General features: G+C 42.7%; 15 protein-coding genes. 10 read left to right on the plus strand and 5 right to left on the minus strand.

Annotation, left to right across the window (positions count from 1 at the left end; all coding sequences use genetic code 11):
* The first annotated feature begins 295 nt into the window (after positions 1–295).
* From DWW23_RS08530 to rodA, 8 genes are all read left to right on the plus strand, one after another.
* Complete coding sequence (locus DWW23_RS08530) at positions 296–2080, plus strand: hypothetical protein (RefSeq protein ID WP_122352875.1); 1785 nt, start codon at positions 296–298, stop codon at positions 2078–2080.
* Positions 2081–2210: 130 nt separating this feature from the next.
* Complete coding sequence (locus tag DWW23_RS08535; protein ID WP_122352876.1) at positions 2211–3374, plus strand: 6-bladed beta-propeller; 1164 nt, start codon at positions 2211–2213, stop codon at positions 3372–3374.
* A 139-nt stretch (positions 3375–3513) separates the two neighbouring features.
* Positions 3514–5037 carry a bifunctional phosphoribosylaminoimidazolecarboxamide formyltransferase/IMP cyclohydrolase gene (gene purH / locus DWW23_RS08540; RefSeq protein ID WP_122352877.1) on the plus strand — a complete coding sequence of 508 codons (1524 nt, stop codon included), beginning with the start codon at positions 3514–3516 and terminating at the stop codon, positions 5035–5037.
* A gap of 19 nt (positions 5038–5056) precedes the next feature.
* The gene (locus DWW23_RS08545; RefSeq protein ID WP_007659018.1) at positions 5057–6076 is read left to right on the plus strand and encodes a rod shape-determining protein; all 1020 of its coding nucleotides are present in this window, start codon (positions 5057–5059) and stop codon (positions 6074–6076) included.
* Between the two features lie 95 nt (positions 6077–6171).
* Complete coding sequence (mreC, locus tag DWW23_RS08550) at positions 6172–7026, plus strand: rod shape-determining protein MreC (protein ID WP_122352878.1); 855 nt, start codon at positions 6172–6174, stop codon at positions 7024–7026.
* Positions 7019–7534: a rod shape-determining protein MreD gene (mreD, locus tag DWW23_RS08555; RefSeq protein ID WP_122352879.1), complete on the plus strand. Its 516-nt coding sequence runs from the start codon at positions 7019–7021 to the stop codon at positions 7532–7534. The genes mreC and mreD overlap by 8 nt, the downstream gene beginning before the upstream one ends.
* The gene (gene mrdA / locus DWW23_RS08560) at positions 7524–9401 is read left to right on the plus strand and encodes a penicillin-binding protein 2 (RefSeq protein ID WP_122352880.1); all 1878 of its coding nucleotides are present in this window, start codon (positions 7524–7526) and stop codon (positions 9399–9401) included. The genes mreD and mrdA overlap by 11 nt, the downstream gene beginning before the upstream one ends.
* Positions 9391–10836 (plus strand): rod shape-determining protein RodA, encoded by a 1446-nt coding sequence (gene rodA / locus DWW23_RS08565; protein WP_122353096.1) that lies wholly within the window; start codon positions 9391–9393, stop codon positions 10834–10836. Before mrdA ends, rodA begins: the two co-directional genes overlap by 11 nt.
* 9 nt (positions 10837–10845) lie before the next feature.
* Here rodA and gldH read toward each other — a convergent pair whose 3' ends face one another.
* The 3 genes from gldH to DWW23_RS08580 form a co-directional block, all read right to left on the minus strand.
* Entirely contained in the window at positions 10846–11358 is a 513-nt protein-coding gene (gene gldH, locus DWW23_RS08570; RefSeq protein ID WP_122352881.1) for a gliding motility lipoprotein GldH, read from the minus strand.
* A complete protein-coding gene (locus tag DWW23_RS08575; protein WP_122352882.1) occupies positions 11297–12721 on the minus strand; it encodes a regulatory iron-sulfur-containing complex subunit RicT in 1425 nt (474 codons plus the stop codon). Before DWW23_RS08575 ends, gldH begins: the two co-directional genes overlap by 62 nt.
* Positions 12722–12890: 169 nt before the next feature.
* Positions 12891–14078, minus strand: a complete 1188-nt coding sequence (locus DWW23_RS08580) for a pyridoxal phosphate-dependent aminotransferase family protein (protein WP_122353097.1) — start codon at positions 14076–14078, stop codon at positions 12891–12893.
* Between the two features lie 197 nt (positions 14079–14275).
* Between DWW23_RS08580 and DWW23_RS08585 the strand changes: the two genes are divergently transcribed.
* Positions 14276–15247, plus strand: a complete 972-nt coding sequence (locus DWW23_RS08585; RefSeq protein WP_122352883.1) for a diacylglycerol kinase family protein — start codon at positions 14276–14278, stop codon at positions 15245–15247.
* Here DWW23_RS08585 and DWW23_RS08590 read toward each other — a convergent pair.
* Positions 15232–15948 (minus strand): tRNA1(Val) (adenine(37)-N6)-methyltransferase, encoded by a 717-nt coding sequence (locus DWW23_RS08590; protein WP_122352884.1) that lies wholly within the window; start codon positions 15946–15948, stop codon positions 15232–15234. The two genes, DWW23_RS08585 and DWW23_RS08590, sit on opposite strands and share 16 nt — an antisense overlap.
* A gap of 107 nt (positions 15949–16055) precedes the next feature.
* Here DWW23_RS08590 and lon point away from each other — a divergent pair, with 107 nt between their 5' ends.
* A complete protein-coding gene (lon, locus tag DWW23_RS08595; RefSeq protein WP_370449251.1) occupies positions 16056–18515 on the plus strand; it encodes an endopeptidase La in 2460 nt (819 codons plus the stop codon).
* Between the two features lie 69 nt (positions 18516–18584).
* Here lon and DWW23_RS08600 read toward each other — a convergent pair whose 3' ends face one another.
* Positions 18585–19034, minus strand: a complete 450-nt coding sequence (locus tag DWW23_RS08600; RefSeq protein ID WP_122352886.1) for a DUF5606 domain-containing protein — start codon at positions 19032–19034, stop codon at positions 18585–18587.
* Position 19035: the final 1 nt, after the last annotated feature.

The raw sequence follows: 19035 nt of genomic DNA on the forward strand, positions 1-19035 counted from the left end.
TTGTTTTTAGTAATAAATGTTTTATCTGTAAACTACTTTCAGTAAAGGTCAATATACTGAACAAACATCCGTTTGATTATTGTCAAATGAAAGAAACGCAATTATCAAACGAAAGGAACACAATTGTGTTTTATTCGTTTGATATATATCAAACGCAAAAATGAATGAGTAAAAAAGTTCACAGGATAGCAGGATTTGTATCGTTGATCAGGTATGTTTTTTATAAATATTACTCTTATTGATGAACTTTTGAAAATAAAGTTTTACATTAGTGTTATTAATAAGGGTAGCCAATATGTTCAAACTATTTAAACCACTGTTAGGTCTTTTGTTTTTTCTCTTACTGTTAGCCTGTAGCGGAAAAAATGAGGTAGCTTCCCTGTTGAGTGAGGCTGAAAGCTATATGACTGTAAAGCCGGATAGGGCTTTATGTCTTTTAGACAGTGTAAAACGACCGGAAGATTTGTCGCGCAAGGAACAGGCTCTCTGGTGTTTGTTGTATACGGAGGCACAGGAGAAGAATCGGATAAAGCATTCGTCCGATTCTTTAATACAAATAGCTGTCAGGTATTATGAGAAGGCTGGTTGGGAGGATCGGAAGATGCAGGCTTATTATTATTGCGGGAATGTATTCTATGATTTGAATGATGCACTTCAGGCACAGGAATATTATTTAAAGGCTTATGAAGTGGGAAAGAGTTTGGATGCTCCCTCTTTACTCGGACAATTGTGTGCCAATTTAGGTTCCTTGTATACCTTCCAAAAACTGTATCAACCGGCTTTGAATTACCAGAAGAAAGCGGTCGACTACTTTGTTCAGGATGCAGATACCGTCAGTTTGTCTGTGACTCTTCGAAATATCGCTCGTATTTATGTTTGCGAGAATAAACTGGATAGTGCAATTATTTATTATTCGATAGCCTTGCTGCATACATCCGATTCGCATGAGCTTTATATGTCGAATGAATTGGCGGATGCGTACAGCCGGGTAGGAGACTATGAGAGAGGTTTATCTTATGCCTGGAAAGCTTATTCAAAAATAGAGACTGCCGACGATTCCTGTCTGGTCAGTTTAACTTTAGGAGATTTGTATTTGAAGACCGGAAAAATGGATTCTGCTTATTCTTATTTTTCTTTTGCCAGGAAGAGTACTGATCTTCATACAGTGTGTGATGCATATCGTAATTTGTCACGTTTCGAAAAATACAGACAAAATTGGAAAGCCAGTGCCGACTTTCAGGAACAGTATGAGTTATTGCGTGACTCGATTGAGAAACAGACCTATATGGAAACATTGGCTCGGTTACAAAGTTTGTATGATTATCGGTTGGTGGAAAAAGAAAAAGAGTATTACAGGCAGGAGGCAGACCGTAAAACAAATTATTTGTACAGGCTTTGGGGAGGAAGTTCTTTCTTTTTATTGATGGCGGTATGCGTTGCTTTTTATTTGTTTAGGGAAAAGAAGAAAAAAGAAGAACAGCAGGACCAATCGTTGCGTCTTCAGGAGCAGAAATATAAAGAAAGCCAGGAATATTTGAAAGAGCGAAATGTTACTATCGTAAAGTTAGAGCAACAAATAGCTGTAGAGCAAGAAAGAATAGAAGAAAATATCCAACGGTATGAAAAGAAGTTGGCACAGGAAACAGATAGGGCGGCTGAAAAGGAACGAGAGCTGAAAATGGTACAAGTCCTTTTGAATGAAAAATTAGTTGTGCCAATAGATGGTATTCAGGAGGAAGTCGATTTTAATCATTTGTTTTTTACTTCAGAGATGTATCTGGGGTTATGTACAAAATGGAAAAAGTTAGATGAGACACAATGGCCGGAGGTGGTTAAGACTATAGACCATGTGTTGTACAGAGATTTTACCAGCAAGATAAGAATATTATATCCCCGAATCTCAGAGTTGGATTTGGTGGTATGTTATTTGACCAAGTTGGATATTCCGGTAGGACGTATAGCATCGTTATTATCGGTAAACAGCCAGACGATATCTAATAAGCGTAAGCGTTTATATGAAAAATTAACTCACCAGAAAGGATCTGCACAGGATTTTGATGAATTTATAAAAGCTTTTTAATAATAGATATTGTTTTTAATTTACTGTCTATTAATAGCTTGTGAAATGTGACATATTTGTGACATGAAAACTTTGGGGAGGTTTTTGGTGGTCCTTATTTTTGTGTAAACGTAATTTAAAAGTTATTATCATGAAAAACTCTTTGTTGAATAGAGCATTTGTTTATGTTATCCTATTGGTCTTGATAGGATGTGGAGGCAACAAACTAGGGACTGACAATCTTATTACAGTGGATGTCACGGCGAACTATCCGGAGAAGAATTTGACACTTCAAGATTTTATGGATGTGGAATATATCCTGTTGGAGACAACGGACGAGTTTATAATTAAAGGCAAGGTGGCGGATGTTGGGAAAAATATCCTGATATTGACAAATATGCGTCAGGGAGAAATATTGATTTTCAACCGGTCGACCGGCAAAGGATTGAAAAAGATCAATCGTAGGGGACAGGGACCGGAGGAATATATACTGCCTTTTAATGTTCACTTGAATAAGGAAGAGAATGAGATATTTGTGAACGATGGCCCTTCAAGTAAGATCCTGGTGTATGATCTGGAAGGTAATTATAAGAAAACGATCCTTTATAAAAAAGGAGCACTTGTTACAAACCTGTACGATTATGACGATCGTCATTTTCTGTCTCAAAATGTATATGCACCGGAGAACGAATCTTCAACGAGTACCTTCTTCCTGCTGTCTAAAGAGGATGGAAGCTGGACGGATATCGAGGTTCCGTACCGGAAAAGAATATCGCCGGTAATTATGAAGCGTGTAGCAGATAGAGTGTACGCAAGCGTTCCCGGTAATAGCTTTATCTCCTCTTACCAGGATAACTGGATTTTGAGTGAGCCTTCGGCCGATACCATTTATGCCCATCGGCCGAACGGAGATCTTCGCCCGTTTTTGGTCAGAAGCCCTTCCGTACAGACGATGACACCGGAAGTCTTTCTTTTCCCGGGAATCCTGACAGATCGTTATTGTTTTATGCAGACGGTGAAAAAAGAGTGTGACTTCGAAAAAGAAACTGATATGCCGAAAGTTGATTTGGTATACGACAAACAGGAAAAGAATATCTATAGCAGTACCGTTTATAATGCCGATTTCGATCAGCGGAAAGAAGACATGTCTGCTTGTGCATTAAACGAGGATATTGCTTTTTCAATACAGCTGGAAGCTGCAGAATTGTTGGAAGCTAACGGGAAAGGTAAACTGAAAGGTAAATTGAAAGAGGTCGCAGCCGGATTGAAGGAAGAGGATAATCCGGTGATCATGCTGGTGAAGCTAAAAAAATAATAATTACCCCTACAGTTTTCAACAGATTCTAAGTTTTATTAATGAATTGCCTCGGGAAATTAATTCTCAACATTCATATACATATTGAAAATAATTATCTACTTTTGTGCTCTAAAACATTAAAATAAACCTAACAAAGATGGCTGCAACAAAACGTATTAAGCGTGCATTGGTCTCCGTGTTTCATAAAGAGGGACTGGATGAAATCTTAAAAAAACTCCATAATGAAGGTGTGACTTTTGTCTCAACCGGTGGAACTCAGACGTTTATCGAATCATTAGGCATCCCTTGTGATGCGGTGGAAGACCTGACAGGTTATCCTTCTATCCTGGGAGGACGTGTTAAAACACTTCACCCGAAAGTTTTTGGCGGCATTCTTAATCGTAGAGAAAATGAAGGCGACAGAGAACAGATCGCTCAATACGAAATTCCTGAAATAGACCTCGTGATTGTAGACCTGTACCCGTTCGAGGAAACAGTTGCTTCCGGAGCTGAAGAACAGGCAATCATCGAAAAGATAGATATAGGCGGTATCTCATTGATCCGTGCCGCTGCAAAGAACTTCAAAGATGTAGTGATCGTAGCATCCAAAGCACAGTATCAACCTTTGATGCAAGTGCTGAATGAAAAGGGGGCAGAAACTTCCCTGGAAGACCGTAAATGGTTTGCCAAAGAAGCTTTTGCTGTTTCATCAGGCTATGATTCTGCTATTTTCAATTATTTTGACGGACGCGAAGGCTCTCACCTGCGTGTTGCTGTAGATCAGCCAATGCACCTGCGTTATGGTGAAAACCCGCACCAGGCTGCCAAATACTATGGTAAGTTCAACGATATGTTCGACCAGATCCACGGTAAGGAAATTTCTTACAACAACTTGCTGGATATCGATGCTGCTGTCAGCCTGATCGACGAGTTCGATGAACTGACATTCGCTATCCTGAAACATAATAATGCATGTGGTATCGCATCCCGTCCGACTGTGCTCGAAGCATGGAAAGATGCTTTGGCCGGTGACCCGGTTTCTGCATTCGGCGGTATTCTGATTACCAACAGTGCAATCGATAAAGAAGTAGCAGAAGAGATCAGCAAGATTTTCTTCGAAGTGATCATCGCCCCGGAATATACTAAAGACGCTTTGGATGTGTTGATGCAGAAGAAAAACCGCATCATCCTGATCCGTAAGGAAGCAAAGACATGTCCGATGCAATTCCGCTCACTGTTGAATGGTGCATTGATGCAGGAAAAAGACCTGAGCATCCAGACTGCTGCAGATCTGGAACCGATGACTGACAAAAAGCCTTCCGTACAGGAAACGGAAGACCTGCTGTTCGCTAACAAACTGGTGAAACACAGTAAATCAAACGCTATCACATTGGTAAAGAACAAACAGCTTTGTGCCAGTGGTATCGGTCAGACATCGCGCGTAGATTCTTTGAAACAAGCTATTGAAAAGGCAAACTCTTTCGAATTCGATCTGAAAGGTGCCGTTATGGCTTCTGATGCATTTTTCCCGTTCCCTGATTGTGTTGAGATTGCTGATAAGGCAGGTATTACTGCCGTTATCCAACCGGGTGGTTCTGTAAATGACAAGCTGTCTGTTGATTATTGCAACGAGCATGGCTTGGCTATGGTTAAGACGGGAATCCGTCATTTCAAACACTAAAAAAACACCTTATTAAAAAATGGGATTATTTTCTTTTACACAAGAAATAGCGATGGACCTGGGTACTGCGAATACCATCATCATCAGTGGTGGTAAGGTTGTAGTAGATCAGCCATCGGTAGTTGCCCTCGACCGGCGTACCGACAAGGTGCTGGCTGTCGGAGAAAAGGCACGCCAGATGCACGGGAAGACGCACGAGAATATTCGTACGATCCGACCGCTTCGCGACGGCGTGATTGCCGATTTCTTTGCTGCTGAGCAAATGATACGCGGTATGATCAAAATGATAAATCCGAAACATCGTTGGTTTTCACCTTCACTGCGGATTGTGGTTTGTATCCCTTCCGGTAGTACCGAAGTGGAAATCCGCGCCGTGCGTGACTCTGCGGAGCATGCCGGAGGACGTGATGTTTATATGATCTATGAACCTATGGCTGCTGCGATCGGTATCGGTATCGATGTGGAAGCACCCGAAGGTAATATGATTGTGGATATAGGCGGTGGTACCACTGAAATCGCTGTTATTTCTCTGGGCGGTATCGTTTCCAATAAATCGATCCGTATCGCAGGGGATGACCTGACGGCTGATATTATGGAATATATGCGCCGCCAGCACAACGTAAAGGTCGGTGAACGTACTGCCGAACTGATCAAGATCAATGTCGGTTCAGCATTGACGTTCCTGGATAATCCTCCTGAAGATTATATAGTGCATGGTCCGAACCAGATGACGGCACTTCCGATGGAAGTTCCCGTTTCTTATCAGGAAATAGCACACTGTCTGGAAAAATCTATCTCCAAGATGGAAGCGGCTATCCTGAGCGCACTCGAACAGACTCCTCCCGAACTGTATGCCGATATCGTGCGTAACGGTATTTATCTGGCTGGTGGCGGTGCTTTGATGCGCGGACTCGATAAGCGTCTGACGGATAAGATCAACATTCCGTTCCATATTGCAGAAGACCCGTTGCATGCAGTAGCAATAGGTACGGGGGTTGCATTGAAGAATATAGATAAATTTAATTTCCTTATTCGATAAAGTAGTTGACAGTTGACAAGTAACAATTGACAGTTTCATTTTTCTATTCTAACTGTCTACTGTTACTTGTCAACTGTCAGCTTGTTAAATTGATTATGCGTAAACTGCTGGACTTCCTGGTAAGAAAGAGGCACTGGTTTCTGTTTGTTTTGCTTGAGATTGTTTCGCTGATGCTGATCTATCGTAATAATGCGTACCAGCGGAATATTATCTTTAGTTCGGCAAACGTATTGACAGGCCATATTTCATCTGTTTCCGGTTATGTGACATCGTATCTGAACCTGCATGAAATAAACAAAGAGTTGCTGGAGAGGAACGGACAGTTGGAAATGGAGTTGCTGGAATTGCAGGACCGCCTGGATATGATGATGGCGGATACGCTTACCTTTACCGGGTTTGCTCCGGATTCGACCGAACTGTTTCCGTATAGTTTTGTCCTTGCCGAGGTGGTGAACAACAGTGTTAGCCATCTTTCGAATTATATCACTGTGAATAAAGGACGTAAAGATGGGATTGCTCCGGATATGGGAGTTGTTTCCGAACGGGGAGTTGTGGGAATTGTTTCGACGGTGGCTGATAAATTTTCGGTAATCATCCCTTTACTGAATCCTAAATCACGGTTAAGTTGTAAGGTGTTGGGAAGTAGTTATTTCGGTTCGTTGAGTTGGAACGGACGTAATACCCACTATGCCAATCTGGAGGAATTGCCACGACATGTGGAGTTTCAGAAGGGGGACACGATCGTGACGAGCGGTTATTCAAGTGTTTTTCCGGCAGGATTGATTGTCGGTACCGTTTCCGATTTTGAGAAGCAACATGACGATAACTTCTTTTCACTGGAGGTGGAACTGGCTACGGATTTCCAGTCGTTGAATAACGTCAGGATCATTAAGAATTATAATCAGGCAGAACAGAGAAGAGTAGAACAAGAGGCGAGAAGAAATGATTAATTTATTACGGGGATTGATTTATTTCGTTGTATTGGTATTGATTCAGGTGTTGATCCTGAACAATATACATTTTCTGCGGGTCGCAACGCCGTTCTTATATCTTTATTTTATAATAAAGATGCCGGTAGGGACATCGCGTGATGTGGTTGTCCTGTCTTCTTTCCTGATCGGCTTGGTGATCGATATGTTTTCAAATACACCGGGGATGCATGCTGCTGCATGTACATTGGCCGGGTTCATCCGTGAGCCGTTGATCCGCTTTTTTATGGGAAAGGATCTGCCTGAAGGGATTTACCCCTCTTATAAGACTTTTGGCTATGGTGGTTTCTTCCGGTATGTATTTACATTCGTGATCATTCACCATGTAACTTTATTCCTGATCGAGTCGCTGACTTTGTTCGATCCGTTATTCCTGGCTATCCGTATCGGGGCGAGTGTAGTAACGACTACATTATTAATTTGTACAATAGAAGCTTTCAATATAGAGACACAGAAGAGTGGAGACTAATACAAAGTATACACTTGAGAACAGGCGTTATGTAATAATCAGTGCCGTGGTTCTGTTGGTTCTCATCTTTATCATTCGTTTGTTCTACCTGCAGGTGGTCGAGAACGATTATAAAGCGTGGGCGGATAGTAATGCGTTCCTGAAAAAGACTTTACTGCCTTCGCGCGGGATGATTTATGACCGTAACGGCGAATTGCTTGTTTATAACCAGCCGGCTTATGAAGTAATGCTTATCATGCGTGAGGTCCAGCCGTTCGATACGCTGGATTTCTGTAATATACTCGGCATAACCAAAGAACTGTTTGACAAGAGGATTTCTGAAATAAAAAACCGTCAGCTGAATCCGGGGTATTCGTCGTATGTCCCGCAGGTGTTTATGAACAATCTTTCTGCGCAAGAGTGCGGGGTGTTGCAGGAGAAGCTCTATAAATTTCCCGGATTTTATATCCAGAACCGTACGATCCGGCAGTATGAGTATCCTTATGCCGCCCATATCCTGGGTAATATCGGCCAGGTGAGCCGGAAAGATATTAAAGAAGATGATTATTATGTGCAGGGGGATTTCTCCGGTCGTGCAGGTGTTGAGCGTTCATACGAGAAAGAACTGCGTGGTGTAAAAGGGGTGGAAATTCTTTTACGGGATGTACACGGCCGCATTAAAGGCAAGTATGATGAAGGTAACAGTGATATTGCTCCGGTGTCCGGAAAGAACCTGAAGCTTTCCATCGATATAAATTTGCAGGCTTACGGAGAGAAACTGATGAAAAATAAAGTCGGTAGTATCGTAATGATAGAGCCTGAGACAGGTGAAGTGCTTTGTATGGTATCTTCACCGAATTACGATCCGAGTTTATTGGTAGGACGCCAGCGGGGAAAGAATCATAAGATGTTGGAGGATGACCCTCAAACACCGCTTGTAGACCGTTCAATAACGGGATTTTATCCTCCCGGATCTACCTTTAAGCCTACTCAGGGATTGATTTTTTTACAGGAAGGGGTTATTACTCCTGAAACTATGTACACTTGTGCACATGGATATACTTATTCGCCTAAACGAAAGCCGGCTTGTCACGGGCACTATTCACCTTTGAGCCTGGTCCCGGCTTTGGCAAATTCCTGTAACTCATATTTCTGCTGGGGATTGCATGATATGTTGGATAGCCGCCGCCGGTATCCGACTATCCAGGATGCTTTTGAAGTCTGGAAGAATCATTTGGTATCGATGGGATATGGTTACCCGTTAGGTATCGATTTACCCGGCGAGAAGAGAGGTTTTATCCCGAATAGTAAATTTTATGATAAATTTTACCGGCGCTGGACTTCTACTACGATCATTTCTATTGCAATTGGTCAGGGCGAAATAACTGCAACGCCGTTGCAGATATGTAATCTGGCGGCAACGATCGCTAACCGGGGATATTTTATTACTCCGCATGTTGTAAAGGAAGTACAGGATGCGCCTCTGGATACTCTGTATACAAAGAAGCGTTATCCGACTGTAGATGCAAAATATTATGACGTCGTAGCAGAAGGTATGCGTAATGCGGTACTTGGCGGTACATGCTGGGCTGCGGCAATACCGGGAATTGAAGTTTGCGGTAAAACCGGTACGGCTGAGAACCCTCATGGAAAGGATCACTCTGCGTTTATTGGTTTTGCTCCGTATAAGAATCCGAAAGTGGCTATCTGTGTATATGTCCAGAACGGTGGTTTCGGGGCTGTGTTTGGGGTTCCTATCGGAAAACTGATGATGGAACTTTATCTGAAAGGTGAGATATCTCCGGAAGATAAAGCATTGGAAGAAAGAATAGTGAATTCAGTTGTTACTGAAGATCGTATTTATTCATTGTTGGATCGTGGTTTATAGAAAGACTGAAATATGGAAGACTGTTGACTGGTTTACTATCATTCTTTATTTTTTGATGATAGTGGCCGGCTGGTTTACGATTTGTGGTGCCAGTTTCGAGTTTGACAGCATGAGTTTATTTGATATAAACGGACGTCCCGGATCACAGCTGATGTGGGTCGGCATTTCTATGGTGGTTATTTTTGTCATACTGATGTTGGAAAGCGATTTCTTCGATGTCTTTGCTTATCTGATCTATGCAGCTGTCATAGTGCTGTTGATAGCGACCATCTTTTTTGCTCCGAATATAAAAGGTTCCCATTCATGGTTGCAGCTGGGGTCTTTACGTATACAACCGGCGGAGTTTGCCAAGTTTGCAACCGCTCTGGCTGTTGCGAAGTTTATGAATTCCTATGGGTTCCAACTGACGACTGTCAAGAATTTTTCCATCACTCTCCTGCTTATTTTCCTGCCGATGATCTGTATTATTCTGCAAAAGGAGACTGGTTCAGCTTTGGTTTATTTTGCTTTCTTTCTGATGTTGTACAGGGAAGGAATGTCCGGATATATTTTGCTGGCAGGTGTTTGTGCGGTAGCGTTTTTTGTGACGACTATGAAGTTTTCGGATGTGGTGGTCGGTGCAACGGATATGGGAGAATTGATCGTTTCTTCGCTGATACTGGTTATCTCCTTTTTCCTTGTGGCAACAGTCCGTAAGGATAAGATGGCTTTGCAGATCATGTTGGGTGGGACGGCTATCGTATATCTGGCAGCTTATATCGCTTCCTTGTTCATTCCAGTGAACTTTGCCTGGGTGTCGATAGGGTTGGTCGGTTTGGCTGTCGTTTATCTGGTATATCTTTCTGTTCGTAACTGGGTATGGCATTATGCGTTGATCGCTGCTTTTGCTTTGGGGTCGATGGCCTTTATGTATTCAGTGGATTATGTGTTTGATGAGATACTGGAGCCTCACCAGCAAATCCGTATCAAGGTTTCATTAGGATTAGAAGACGATCCCAGCGGGGCCGGTTATAATGTGAATCAGTCGAAGATCGCTATCGGATCGGGAGGATTGACCGGAAAAGGTTTTTTAAACGGGACACAGACTAAATTGAAATATGTACCGGAGCAGGAAACAGACTTTATTTTTTGTACGGTAGGAGAGGAACATGGTTTTGTCGGTTCAACGATCGTACTTATTCTGTTCGGTATATTTATAGTCCGGCTGGTTGTGCTTGCAGAGCGACAAAATACGGCATTCGGACGGGTGTACGGGTATAGTGTAGCCTCAATTTTCTTCTTTCACCTGGCTATAAATGTAGGAATGGTTACCGGATTGACTCCTGTCATCGGTATTCCGTTGCCTTTCTTTAGTTATGGAGGTTCTTCTTTATTAGGATTCACAATCTTGTTATTTATATTCCTCCGGTTGGATGCTTCCAGGAGAGAGCGATGATCGATGTGATCAGTTTGCTTTTTCCACCCGGAAGCCGATTTCCTGTATCCCTCTTAAGGTACTGTCACGCATTCCCTGACGGAAACTGAATGTGTACATTCCGGGATGTTCGAATTTGTAATTTGTCCGTATAGGAAAACTGGATTGGAACAAAGAGATGCCATGTCCGTACCATTTCCCGAATTCGTCGGCCAGCGTACATTCGATCGTATCCCGCTTCAAAGGGCCGATAGGCTGTTCTTCATTACAAAATAACCAGAGATTCTGGTATGGATACATATTATTATTACGAACCTCGAGGGTTAGATTGTAAGGAGAAGTAATGTCGTCTATATGAAAAGAAAAGTAATATTCCTTATCCTTCCCCCACGTTTTATTGTCAATGGCCTGGTACTGGTCGTACAAGGCCTGTTGATCGCAGGAGAAGCATAAGGAAGCAAAGAGAACGACAAAGATTCCTTTAAGCTTCGGGCTTATTCTCCGGTTTGTTTCCCGGTTTAGCTTGCTGCTGAGGTCTGTCATTATTCGCTTGTTTGTCATTATTCCCTTTAGGCTTTTGTCTGTTTCTGTTATTCCGGTTATTGTTGTTGCGGTTGTTATTGTTATTGCCGCCGCCTTTATTACCGTTGTTGTTATTGTTGTTGTTCGGAGCTTTGTCGTTTCCGGGTTGCCTGTCATTGTTGACGGGGCGGTTGTTTGCCGGTTTATTATTTCCGTTTTCCCTGTTTTCTCCGTTCGCGGATGCACTCGTATTATTGTTTCCGCCATTGTTTCCGTTGCTTCCATTACCGGACGGACGCTTTTTCTTCTTTTTCTTGACAGAATCAAAGCGGGTAACACTGTCCTGGCCGAGAATATCCTGCGCATCACGTTTGGGTGGTTGCGGTTTGGTGTCGGCTTCCAGTGTAACCGGTTTGCTTCCTTTCTTATTCATATTGATCACATCGAAAGCACGTTCGGCTGTTATAGTGATCAGATTGGCAGCAAAAGATTTGTCGGTGGAATAAGTTATTTCACGTTTAAAGATGTCTGTCTTGAAATGATAATAGTTGTTGTCTTTTGTCTCAAGTACGATTTCCCTGGACGGTAAACGCTTCTGAGCTTCTACATAAGCATCTACTTCGTAATTGATGCAACATTTCAGCTTGGCGCATTGTCCGGCCAGTTTCTGCGGATTCATGGATATATCCTGATAACGGGCGGCACCGGTTGCCACTGATACAAAACTTGTCATCCAGCTGGAACAGCACAGTTCGCGTCCGCAAGGTCCTATACCTCCGATACGGCCGGCTTCCTGACGGGCACCTATCTGTTTCATTTCGATTCGTACGCGAAAAGCTTCGGCCAATACCTTGATCAACTGGCGGAAGTCGACACGTTCGTCGGCAATATAGTAGAAAATAGCTTTGTTGCCGTCTCCCTGGTATTCTACATCGCCGATTTTCATGTTCAGTCCCAGGTCTGCTGCGATCTGGCGTGAACGGATCATGGTTACATGTTCTTTTGCTTTTGCTTCTTCGTACTTCTCTATATCGGTAGGTTTCGCTTTGCGATACACTTTTTTAGGTTCGTATCCTTCTCCTGTGCGAACATTATTCTTTTTCATTTGAAGAAGAACCAGTTTTCCGGTAAGCGTTACAGTTCCTATGTCATGTCCGGGACTGGCTTCGACCGCTACCATATCTCCTTTTTCAAGGGGAATCTTCGAACTGTTCAGAAAATACCCTTTACGGGTGTTTTTGAATTGCACTTCTACGTAATCGGTTGCATTTTCCGCATCTGGTACGTCGCAGAGCCAATCGTAGGTATTTAGTTTATTATTTTGTATTTTGCTGCATCCTTTTTTACCCATGCAGCAACTTCCTTTATTTAATTTGAAATCCATTTTCTGGTTGTATATGTATTTATAGTCTGTACAATTACGCAAAAATAGTCAAATATTCTCAGAGAATGAGCAAGGGAAAGTGAAAAAACAAGAATAGGAGAGACGTGAAAGGCCCCCAAGCTTGTATTTCTACCGTTTGGGAGCCTTTTATTATAAAAATAGTAACAGTTTAGTCTACTAAGCCGTGACTTTTAAATACTTTATGAATTGCTTCAAGGGCATGATCCAACTGCTCTTTTGTATGGGTAGCCATCAGTGAGAAACGGATCAGCGTATCTTCCGGAGCAACAGCCGGAGAAACTACCGGATTGACGAAGATTCCTGCTTCGAACAGTTCCTTAACGATCAGGAATGTCAGATCGTTATCGCGGATAAACAGCGGGATGATCGGTGTTGCGGTATGTCCGATCTCGCAACCCATGTTGCGGAAACCGTCCAGTGCGTAATGGGTCAGATCCCAAAGATGTTCGATACGTTCCGGTTCACTCAGCATAATATCGAGTGCAGCACCTGCTGCTGCTGTAGCTGCCGGCGTGTTACTTGCACTGAAAATGTATGAGCGTGAATTGTGGCGGAGGTAATTGATCGTGTCTTTGTCTGAAGCGATAAAACCACCGATAGAAGCCAGTGATTTACTGAACGTACCCATGATCAGGTCTACATCGTCGGTAACACCGAAATGGTTACATGTTCCGCGTCCGTGATCTCCGAGAACTCCCAGGCCATGTGCTTCGTCGACCATAATGCTGGCATTGTATTTCTTTGCCAAGGCTACGATCTCAGGAAGTTTGGCTATATCTCCTTCCATACTGAATACACCGTCGATGACGATCAGCTTAACTTTATCGGGCTCGCATTTCTGGAGTTGTTTTTCCAGCGATTCCATGTCGTTATGCTTGTATTTCAGTTTAGTTGAGAAAGACAGACGGTGACCTTCGATAATGGAGGCATGGTCCAGCTCATCCCACAAGATATAATCTTCACGTCCTGTCAGGCAGGAAACTACTCCCAGATTCACCTGGAAACCTGTTGAATACACGATCGCATCTTCTTTCCCTACGAATTCGGCCAGACGTTTTTCCAATTGAATGTGGATGTCAAGCGTTCCGTTCAGGAAACGTGAACCGGCACAACCCGTACCGTACTTCTTGATCGCTTCAATTGCTGCCTCTTTTACTTTAGGATGGTTAGTCAATCCTAAATAAGCATTTGAACCAAACATCAAGACTTTTTTACCACTGATCATTACTTCAGTATCCTGATCGCTTTCGATCATTCTGAAGTAAGGGTAAATTCCTGCAGCCATAGCTTTTTGAGGAGCATCGTACTTTGCTAGTTTCTCTTGTAAAAGTTTCATATTATTATTGAAGAGAATGATTTTCTCGCTTATTAAAATTCCATTATAGAATTGAAGGTTTGTCGTATACATATTCACCTATGTTTCGGCAAATCCAGCCGCAAAAGTAGTAAAAAAATAACTTATAGTAGCCTTAATGCTTTAAAAGTTTTACAAAAGCATTATTTTTGTCGCTTCAATCTTTATAAACAGTTAGGATGGACGGGAAAAAAATAACGGTACAGGCTATAATAAATCCTATTTCCGGAGTAGGTTCGAAGCGAAAGATCCCTAAGATGATCGAACAAATGTGCGAGAAAGGCGGTTGTTCGCTGGAGATCTCTTTTACGGAATATCCGGGGCATGCCAGCGAGTTGACGAGAAAAGCGATTGACGCAGGGGCTAATTGTATTATAGCTGTAGGTGGCGACGGCACGGTAAATGAAATAGCTCGTGCTATGGTTCATTCGGATGCCGTTTTGGGGATTGTTCCGAAAGGATCCGGTAACGGACTGGCTCGTGAGCTCCATATACCGATGGATGCTAAACGAGCATTGGAACTGATCATAAAAGGACATGTTTCGACAATAGATTGCTGTAAGGCAAACGACCGTGTGTTTTTTTGTACCTGCGGGGTTGGCTTTGATGCTGCGGTAAGCCAGAAGTTTGCCGAGGAGAAGCGACGCGGATCTCTTACCTATATTAAAAATACGGTGGCAGAATATCTGAGTTACAAGCCGGAGCCGTATGAGTTGCTGGTAGATAATCAGACAATTAAGGAAAAAGCGTTTCTGGTAGCATGTGCGAATGCCTCCCAGTACGGGAATAATGCTTTTATAGCCCCTCATGCCAATATACAGGACGGTCAGATGGATTTGACTATTCTGTCTCCTTTTATGCCGCTGGATATAGCACCTTTGGCAATCCAGTTATTTACGAAACAGATCGACCGGAATAGTAAGATCAAGACGATGAAGGCACGGCAGGTAACGATTATTCGTCAGAGCCCGGGGGTTATGCACCTGGATGGGGAACCGATCATGGCTGACAATCGGATCGATATTTCGGTTATACCACAGTCATTGCATGTCATAACACCGGAAGTTGTCTCTTTTACCGAGGAGGTTCACAACTTGTTTGGTGAAGTGACCCGGTTCTTCGATAAGAAATTGCCTTACATTTTCAGATAAAAATCTTTGGTTAATGCTATATACTCCGGAGTATACTGATGTCTGGCTTCTTCAATGATCAGTGTATTCCGGTTTTTTATATCTGTAGGGGGCACGGAAAGTTCGATCAAAAGTCGTTTGGGTTGAGCTCCGGGGACGGGGATAACATCGGTTTGCCTGCAAATAGACAGATGATTTTTACGAGCGATCATTTCGATTTCTCCCAATTGCTCGTAAGGCAAGACCAGGGCAATGCGTCCGGATAAAGACAATAATGAACACGAATCGTCAATCAGTTCGGATAAGGACAGACTGTCTGTATGGCGTGCGACCGAACGCTTGTTGTCAGGACATTTCAGGGAATTAATGAAATAGGGCGGATTGGAAACGATCAGGTCATATTTTTCCCGTGTAAATGAACCGGTGTATTCGGAGCAGGAAGCATGTATGATGTTAATCCTTTCTGCAAATGGGGAAGCGGCAACATTCTCTTTCGCCTGGCTATAGGCGTCCGTATCGATGTCGATTGCATCGATGTTCGCAAAACATCGTTGAGCAAGCATTAAAGCGATAATTCCGGTCCCGGTTCCTATATCCAATATGTTTTTGCATGCCGTGATATCAGCCCATGCTCCAAGCAAAACAGCATCTGTTCCGACTTTCATTGCACATTTATCATGCCGGATCGTGAACTTTTTGAATTGAAAATAAGGATTAGCCATACATATTTTTATATTGTGGGGTACAAAAGTAGTTAGAATTACCTGAAAAGCTGTAACTTTGGCACGTTTATTGTATCAATCAGTACAATTGATAGGGAAGTAATATGATGAAAGAAAGAATGAAGAGGTTTACCGAAGAGTCGTATGACGATTTGGACGATAATATTGGGATTGTAATGCCTATCCTTACAGAATGCGATGTGGATGAGGATTTTACAGAAGGAGTAGAAAAGGTAGGGAACATAGTTCCTATTCTTCCGTTAAGGAATATGGTTCTTTTTCCGGGAGTAGCCATGCCGGTTATTGTTGGCAGGCCTAAATCTATGCGTCTGATAAAAGAAGCCGTCCACAATAAATCTTTGATCGGAGTTGTCTGCCAAAAGGAAATGAACACAGAAGATCCGGATTTTGATGATTTGTATACGACTGGTGTGATCGCTGATATTGTTCGCGTGCTGGAAATGCCGGACGGTACGACTACCGTTATTTTGCAAGGGAAGAAACGCTTCTCGCTGGAAGCACTGGAAGATACGGAACCCTATCTGAAAGGAAAAATATCCTTATTGGAGGATAAGATGCCGGATAAGACCGACCGGGAGTTCGAAGCTCTTATTTCGACGATTAAGGATTTGACGATTAAGATGTTGGGCGCAATGAGCGATCCACCCCGCGATTTGATCTTTTCGATAAAAAATAATAAGAATATCCTTTATCTGGTCAATTTCTCTTGTAGCAATATTCCCAGTGGAGCTTCCGAAAAACAGGAACTATTGTTGATCGGTGATCTGAAAGATCGTGCTTATCGCCTGTTGTTTATCCTGAATCGTGAATATCAGTTGGTGGAATTAAAAGCTTCTATCCAGATGAAGACACATGAGGATATCAATCAGCAGCAGCGGGAGTATTTCCTGCAGCAGCAGATCAAAACTATCCAGGAAGAATTGGGTGGTAATATAAATGAACTGGAGATAAAAGAACTACGGGAGAAAGCTGCCAAGAAGAAATGGCCGATTTCTGTTGCTGAAATATTTGAGAAAGAGATTCGTAAGCTAGAACGTTTGCATCCGCAATCACCTGATTTTTCCATACAGACGCAATATGTGCAGACCATTATCAATTTACCGTGGAATGAATACAGTAAGGATAACTTCAATCTGACGCATGCTCAGAAAGTTCTCGACCGTGATCATTATGGACTGGAAAAAGTAAAAGAACGTATTATAGAACATTTGGCCGTACTGAAGTTGAAAGGTGATATGAAGTCGCCGATCATCTGTTTATACGGACCTCCGGGAGTTGGTAAGACTTCTTTGGGTAAATCGATAGCAGAGGCTTTGCATCGTAAATATGTACGTGTCTCGTTAGGAGGTTTACACGATGAGGCCGAGATACGTGGTCATCGCCGTACTTATATAGGAGCCATGAGCGGACGTATTATCCAGAATATCCAGAAAGCAGGTAGTTCAAATCCTGTGTTTATCCTGGATGAAATAGATAAGGTGACGAATGATTTCAAAGGGGACCCGGCTTCTGCATTGCTGGAAGTTCTGGATCCGGAGCAGAATTCTGCTTTCCACGATAACTATCTGGATATAGATTATGATTTGAGTAAAGTGATGTTTATCGCTACGGCTAACAATCTGAATACGATTTCGCAGCCTTTACTGGATCGTATGGAATTGATTGAAGTGAGCGGATACATCCTGGAAGAAAAAGTAGAAATAGCAGCCCGTCATCTGGTGCTGAAGCAGTTGGAAGCCCATGGACTGAGTAAGGGCAAGGTGAAGTTCCCTAAGAAGACGTTACAAGTTATTATAGAATCGTATACTCGTGAGAGCGGCGTACGTGAATTGGATAAGAAGATCGCCAAAGTAATGCGCAAGCTGGCTCGTAAAGTAGCTTCCGACGAAGCGATCCCGGCACAGATCAAGCCGGAAGACCTTCATGATTATCTGGGTCCGGTAGAATATAGCCGTGATAAATACCAGGGTAATGAGTATGCCGGAGTTGTTACTGGTTTGGCGTGGACTGCCGTAGGGGGAGAGATCCTTTTTGTAGAGTCCAGCTTGAGTCGTGGAAAAGGCTCGAAGTTAACTTTGACAGGAAATTTGGGTGATGTGATGAAAGAATCTGCCATGTTGGCACTTGAGTATATTCACGCACATGCATCTGTGTTCAATATAAATGAGGATTTATTTGAGAACTGGAATGTGCATATCCATGTTCCGGAAGGTGCGATACCTAAAGATGGACCCAGTGCCGGTGTGACTATGGTCACTTCGCTCGTCTCTGCATTTACCCAGCGCAAGGTAAGGAAGAATCTGGCAATGACCGGTGAAATAACATTGCGTGGAAAAGTTCTTCCGGTCGGAGGTATCAAGGAAAAGATCCTGGCTGCCAAACGGGCAGGTATCAAAGAATTGATCCTTTGCAAGGAAAACCAAAAGGATATTGAAGAAATCAAGGCTGATTATGTAAAGGGATTGACATTCCATTATGTGGAAGATATTCATCAGGTGATCGATATCGCTCTGTTGAAAGAAAAGGTGGATAATCCGTTATTCTGATTTGATCTGCTATAACAAAAAAGCCGCTGCATTAATTAATGCAGCGGCTTTTTTGTTACTGATCGATTCTTATTCAGCTTTTTCTTCAGCGTTAGTTTCTGTCTCGGCTGTTGTTTCTTCTGTAGCCGGTTCTTCTTCCGGGGTAAAATCGGTGATATCTGCTCCGATCAGGATGTTATACCATGTCAGCAATTTCTTGATATCGCTGGGATATACTCTTTCACGGTCGAAATCAGGTAAAACTTCGGCGAAATAAGTACGCAATTCATTTGTGTTTGAAGGTACTGTTATTTTAGCCCCGTTTTCTTTATTTTTTACGCTGGTAAGAACTTCGTGCAAAGGAACTTCCGTCTCGTTCGTGTAAATAGCTATATCACCTAGCGAGATCACTTTATCTTTTGCATAAGCGGGTACTCTTTTTTTATCTGTCAGCGATTCGACAATCAGCATGTTCTTTCCGTGGGAAACCAATCTAAATAATCCCGGTTTTCCCGAAATAGACAAAATAGTCTTCAACATA

The sequence above is a fragment of the Parabacteroides sp. AF14-59 genome (genome assembly GCF_003479515.1).
GTDB classification, from domain to species: Bacteria; Bacteroidota; Bacteroidia; order Bacteroidales; family Tannerellaceae; genus Parabacteroides; species Parabacteroides faecis.